The 6316-nt window shown below is 45.5% G+C and carries 4 protein-coding genes and 1 pseudogene; 1 reads left to right on the plus strand and 4 read right to left on the minus strand.

Features of this window, described 5'->3' with window-relative positions:
• Nucleotides 1-5 precede the first annotated feature (5 nt).
• Nucleotides 6-1235, plus strand: a complete 1230-nt coding sequence (locus QUA40_RS07115; protein WP_333123289.1) for an ATP-binding protein — start codon at nucleotides 6-8, stop codon at nucleotides 1233-1235.
• Between the two features lie 15 nt (nucleotides 1236-1250).
• Here the strand turns inward: QUA40_RS07115 and QUA40_RS07120 are convergent, their stop codons facing one another.
• The 4 genes and pseudogenes from QUA40_RS07120 to QUA40_RS07135 all read right to left on the minus strand — a co-directional run.
• Nucleotides 1251-1832: an HAD family hydrolase gene (locus QUA40_RS07120; protein ID WP_333123292.1), complete on the minus strand. Its 582-nt coding sequence runs from the start codon at nucleotides 1830-1832 to the stop codon at nucleotides 1251-1253.
• A 107-nt stretch (nucleotides 1833-1939) separates the two neighbouring features.
• Nucleotides 1940-3064 carry an AAA family ATPase gene (locus QUA40_RS07125; RefSeq protein WP_333123295.1) on the minus strand — a complete coding sequence of 375 codons (1125 nt, stop codon included), beginning with the start codon at nucleotides 3062-3064 and terminating at the stop codon, nucleotides 1940-1942.
• The gene (locus QUA40_RS07130) at nucleotides 3061-5289 is read right to left on the minus strand and encodes a WD40 repeat domain-containing protein (RefSeq protein WP_333123298.1); all 2229 of its coding nucleotides are present in this window, start codon (nucleotides 5287-5289) and stop codon (nucleotides 3061-3063) included. The genes QUA40_RS07125 and QUA40_RS07130 overlap by 4 nt, the downstream gene beginning before the upstream one ends.
• A gap of 1 nt (nucleotide 5290) precedes the next feature.
• Nucleotides 5291-6316: pseudogene (locus QUA40_RS07135) on the minus strand (WD40 repeat domain-containing protein); the annotation flags it as partial.

Here is a 6316-nt window from a genome sequence, read left to right on the forward strand (position 1 = left end):
GACAAATGAACCCCCTAAAAATTTTGGTTGTAGAAGACGAAGTTATTGTAGCCCAAGACATAGCAGGTCGATTAAAAAAACTGGGATATGCAGTAACAGCTACAGTTTCTTCAGGAGAAGAAGCAATTCAAAAAGCGATAGAAAACCCGCCCGACTTAGTGTTGATGGATATCGTGCTTAAAGGTGACATGGATGGGGTAACAGCAGCCGATAAAATCAGAACTAATAAAAATGTGCCGACCGTATTTTTAACAGCTTATGCCGACGATCAAACGCTGCAAAGAGCGAAACTTACAGACCCATTCGGTTATATTATCAAACCATTTCAACAAAATGATTTGCGGGTGGCGATCGAGATTGCCCTGCACAGACAGGAAATCGAAACCAAGATGCGAGAATCTCTCAAAGCTGCCGAAGCACTCAGAGAGTCGGTGGAAGAAAAATCGCACCGCCAAAACCAGTATATTTCAATGGCCGCTCACGAATTGCGGAACCCGCTCAACGCGATTTTAATCTCTGCAGAACTCCTAGAGCTCGATCAAACTCGCAGCAGGGACGAATCCCAAGTTAGAACCCTGCGGCTGCTGCACTCAGCTACCCAAAAGATGAACCAGCTAATCGACGATATGCTGTTCATGGGCAGAGCAGAATCAGGCCAACTCAAATGCAATCCATTACCGATAAATTTAGTCGAATTTTGTCAAGACTTGCTCGCTCAATTGCAGTTAGGAAATGAAGCCAAGCACAAACTAACATTAATCCCGTCAGATGTTACCAGCGCCATGTTAGATCAACAATTGCTGCACGGCATTATTTCTAACTTAATCGTCAACGCCATCAAATATTCGCCAAACGGCGGGCAAGTCACCTTGGAATTGGAATGCCGTCCAGCAAGCGAAGGAGACAAAGAAGCTATTTTCGGCTTGTCTCCTCACTGTTTGTTGCCCAATTCCCAATTTACAAATATTAACTATCCCTTACTACTTATGCGTATCCGAGACGAAGGTATCGGCATCCCAGAAACCGAAGTAGGGAAAATATTTGAAATGTTTTACCGCTGCAAGAATAGTGGGAAGATTAAAGGTAACGGTTTGGGATTAACAATTGTTAAAAAAGCTGTAGAATTGCAAGGAGGGGCGATCGCCTGCGAAAGCAAAATCGGCGTAGGTACAACCTTCACAGTCGCGCTTCCTTACGTACCACTTTCCTGTAAGACTCAACGAGAAACAACTTAAATCCCACTACCAACACTAATCAAAGTGTTGCAAAATCCACTCCACCGCCGCGGCTAAATTTGCTGCTATAAAATCCGGTTTAGTATGGTGCTGATACTCCCCACTCAACACACTTTCTCCGTAACCAGTCTGCACCAAAATACCAGTACAGCCGGCATTATGAGCCATGTCTACATCCGTGGCTTTATCCCCGACCATAAAACTATTTCGCAAATCTAAGTCCTGTTCCCAAGCGGCCGCTACCAACATCCCTGTATTTGGTTTTCGCCACGTTGTATATCGCGTGAATTCTGGGTTGGTTCCGCCTTCGGCTGCGCTTAAATAAGGACAGTAATAAAGAGCATCTAACTTTGCTCCAGCTTCATTTTCTAATAACTGACATAGGCGTTTGTGCAAAGCTTCCACGTGGCTAACCGGATAATAACCCCTCGCTGGGCCGGATTGATTGGAAACCAAGCAGCAAAATATTTCTTTGTCATTTAAACGGCGTACAGCTTGGGCTACTCCAGGGATTAAATGCAAATCTTCTACTTTGTGGATGTAGCCCGCTTCGATATTGAGAACGCCATCTCTGTCAAGAAATACTGCTCGTTTCATTGTTGTACTATATTTGATATAACTCGGCGATTGAAATCGCTTCTACACAAACCAAGCCCGCAGCAGAGGGGGACTGAATAGAAGAAATGCAAATCTAGGTAAACTCGTCATTCTAAAAGAGATTGTTTTTCCAGCCATTCGCGGAAACTATTATGATACAAACTATAGCAAATTTCTCCTCCAATTTCTTGTTTATTTAAGAACTCGATCCAATTGTCTAACGCTTTTTCAACATCGTATTCATCCTGATCAATTATATTGGCGATCGCACTTACAGACAAACCTGTTGTGGATTGTACCAAAACATTCAGCACAGACAAGTCAACTTCCGATAAGCCATCACCTCTCATCCGCAGCCAGTGGTTTTGATAATACGCTGCTAAACCGGGAGGAAGTTCACAGACAAGTGAGGACTCTCCCAGATTAGCATCAGGGTGTGAATTCTCGTTAATGGCAGGTAACATCTGACTCAGATACATGAAATTGTTTTCGCTGACAGTGGCGAGTTGTTGGCAGAATTTGGGTTGAGTTAAATCCGGTGCGGTTGATAGGTATTGCTGAATGTAGTTAAGGACATCTTCGCGATTTTGGGCGGGATAATCTCTTAAATCGAGAGTTTGAGAGGGGGTTTCAATTAACAAACCGGATTTCTCTCTCAAAAACGGGCGGCGGGCGAGGATAAAATAAGTACGATCGCCCAAATATCTCGGCAAATAAAACAGATTGGTACTGGGAGGCTGACTGGCGGGGGCGATCGCGTCTACAGAATCAATGACTATTATCAACTTTTGGCGATCGTTTAATTTATCGCTAATTTGCTGAAGCAACAAAGACAGAAACCAACTCCCATCATCGGATTCGAGATTTTGAAGTTGAGATTTTAGCTTGACAATTTCCGATGTTTCCCCATTGGCGGCAAGGTATTTGTCAATCAGTTGAGTGCAGACAGAAGCGAGAAAATCTTCAGCTCGATTTTTGCCTTCAACTCCAGCGTTGTAATAGATACTGCGAGGATGGGCGGTGACATATTGGGCGAGGATGGAACTTTTGCCACAGCCGGGAGTGCCGACAATTGTGAAATAACCGCGGCTGTGGGAGTCCAGAAAGTCGGATATCGCAGAAAAAACAAACTTGCGCCCGACAAAATTCTCGGTTTTTTCTCGCAGGAGTTGCTGAAATTCTTTTGGGTAAGCAGCGGTATAGATGGGAGTTGAGAGAGGTGAGGAATTCATGTTAGTGCCTCCACCCCTTCTAGCCGCAGGAAATATACGCGCCCGGAGCGAGCGCCTGCGACAATTGTGACTCCATCGGGTGCAATAGCGCAAGAGGCGAGCGAACTTTCACCTGTAAAACTGGCAATGATATTTTCACTCGACAAATCCCAGACTTTGAGGGAGTTGTCCAAGGAGCCAGAAATCGCCCGCTTGCCGTCGGGGGTGATGGCTACTGCTTTTACCGATTTGCTGTGACCAGTGAGAGTAAACTCTTCCTTTCGAGTTGTTAAATCCCAGACTTTGATGGTGTTGTCCGATGAACCAGAAATTGCCCGCTTGGCATCAGCAGTGACGACGACAGCATTTACCGATTTGCTGTGACCAGTGAGAGTAAACAGTTCCTTTCGAGTTGTTAAATCCCAGACTTTGATGGTGTTGTCCGATGAACCTGAAATTGCCCGCTTGGCATCAGCAGTGACGGCGACTGCATTTACCGATTTGCTGTGACCAGTGAGAGTAAACAGTTCCTTTCGAGTTGTTAAATCCCAGACTTTGATGGTGTTGTCCGATGAACCTGAAATTGCCCGCTTGGCATCAGCAGTGACGGCGACTGCATTTACCGATTTGCTGTGACCAGTGAGAGTAAACAGTTCATCTAAAGTGGTTAAATCCCAGACTTTTATGGTGGTGTCCCACGAACCAGAAATCGCCCATTTCCCATCAGCAGTGACGGCGAATGCATTTACGGATTTGCTGTGACCACTGAGAGTAAATTGTTCCTTTCCAGTTGTTAAATCCCAGACTTTGAGGGTTTTGTCCCACGAACCAGAAATCGCCCGTTTCCCATCAGCAGTGATGGCTACTGCTTTTACCCAATTGCTGTGACCTTCAAGTGTAAACTGTTCTTTTCCAGTGTTTAAATCCCAGACTTTGACGGTGTTGTCCCATGAAGCAGAAATCGCCCGTTTCCCATCACCAGTGACGGATACTGCTTGTACCGAGTTGCCGTGATCTTTAAGAGTAAACTGTTCCTTTCCAGTGGTTAAATCCCAGACTTTGAGGGTGCTGTCCCACGAACCAGAAATTGCCAGCTTGCCCTCAGCAGTGACGGCCACTGATTTTACCAATTCGGTGTGACCAGTGAGAGTAAACAGTTGCTTTTCAGTGGTTAAATCCCACACTTTGAGGGTGTTGTCTGCTGAACCAGAAATTGCCAGCTTGCCATCAGCCGTGACGGCTACTGCACATACTGAGGCGCTGTGACCAGTGAGAGTAAATTCTTCCTTTCCAGTGTTTAAATCCCAGACTTTGAGGGTGTTGTCATCTGAACCAGAAATTGCCCGTTTGCCATCACCAGTGATGGCTACTGCATATACCCCTTTGCTGTGACCTTTGAAAGTAAATTCTTCCTTTCTAGTTGTTAAATCCCAGACTTTGAGGGTGTTGTCATCTGAACCAGAAATTGCCCGCTTGCCATCAGCAGTGGTGGCTACTGCATATACCAATTTGCTGTGACCTTTGAGAGTAAACTCTTCCTTTCCAGTGGTTAAATCCCAGACTTTGAGGGTGTTTGCCCACCAACCAGAAATTGCCCGCTTGCCATCAGCAGTGACAGCGACTGCATATACCCCTTTCCTGTAACCAGTGAGAGTAAATTCTTCCTTTCCAGTGGTTAAATCCCAGACTTTGAGGGTGTTGTCAAAAGAACCAGAAATTGCCCGCTTGCCATCAGCAGTGACAGCGACTGCATATACTGGGTTGCTGTGACCTTCTAGGGTGCGTAGCAATCCCCTGCGAGGCGGAGTTAAATAGGGTGTCAAAGGACGCAACCAAGGTGATTCTTTCCACTGCTTTGCTACCTCCAGCATTGCCTGAATCTCTGGGGTGTCAAAGTACAGTAAGCGCCCTAACAATTGCTCCGCCAGTCTTGCCTTATCTCCCTCCAAAATATCGGCTGACATCCATAGTACCGATTGAATCAAGTTCAGGACTTTCGCTGTTTCTGGGTTGTAATCTGGATGAGTTACTGCTTCTGAAGCGTCAACCAAATCGAAATCATCAATCAGTGCCTGCACCCCAAATTCAGGATGCCGAATCTTTGCCATCAGAAAGTTAAAATCAGTCAGTTTTTGATAATACTTTTCTAAATTTCCTGACTTGACATGATTTGGCAGTAAGCTGCCCAGATAAGCACGTTGATAGAAAAGTGGTTTGGCCGCTAACTTGTCAGCAAATTCTCCCATCTCACGCCATCCCCTTTTCTAAATACTCAGTAATCCCTTCTAGCCGCAGGAAATATACGCGGCCGGATTTGTCGCCTGCGACAATTGTGACTCCATCGGGGGCGATGGCGCAAGATGCGATCGGGCTTTCACCCGTGAAACTAGCAATGATATTTCCAGTGGTTAAATCCCTGACTTTGAGGCTGTTGTCATCTGAACCAGAAATTGCCCGCTTGCCATCAGCAGTGATGGCAACTGCATTTACCCAGTTGCAGTGACCTTCGAGAGTAAACTCTTTCTTTCCAGTGGTTAAATCCCAGACTTGAATGGTGTTGTTATGTGAACTAGAAATCGCCCGCTTGCCATCAGCAGTGATGGCAACTGCTTTTACCCATTTGCTATGATCCTTGAGAGTAAACAGTTCCTTTCCAGTTATTAAATCCCAGACTTTAATGGTGTTGTCATATGAACCAGAAATTGCCCGCTTGCCATCACTGCTGATGGCAACTGCATTTACCCAGTCGCTGTGACCAGTGAAAGTAAACTCTTCCTTTAGAGTTGTTAAATCCCAGACTTTGAGGGTGTTGTCATCTGAACCAGAAATTGCCCACTTCCCATCGGGAGTGATGGCGACTGCATTTACCGAGTCGCTGCGACCAGTGAAAGTAAATTCTTCCTTTAGAGTTGTTAAATCCCAGACTTTGAGGGTGTTGTCATCTGAACCAGAAATTGCCCGCTTGCCATCATTGCTGATGGCAACTGCATTTACCCAGTTGCAGTGACCTTCGAGAGTAAACGGTTCTTTTTCAGTTGTTAAATCCCAGACTTTAATTGTCTTGTCCGATGAACCAGAAATCGCCCGCTGGCTATCAGCAGTCACAGCAACTGAATTTACCGAGTAGATGTGACCTTTGAGAGTAAATTCTTCCTTTTCAGTTATTAAATCCCAGACTTTAAGGGTCTTGTCCCACGAACCAGAAATCGCCCGCTGGCTATCAGCAGTCACAGCAACTGAATTTACCGAGTAGATGTGACCTTTGAGAGTAAA

The organism is Microcoleus sp. Pol11C3, assembly GCF_036701485.1.
Lineage (GTDB): Bacteria > Cyanobacteriota > Cyanobacteriia > Cyanobacteriales > Microcoleaceae > Microcoleus.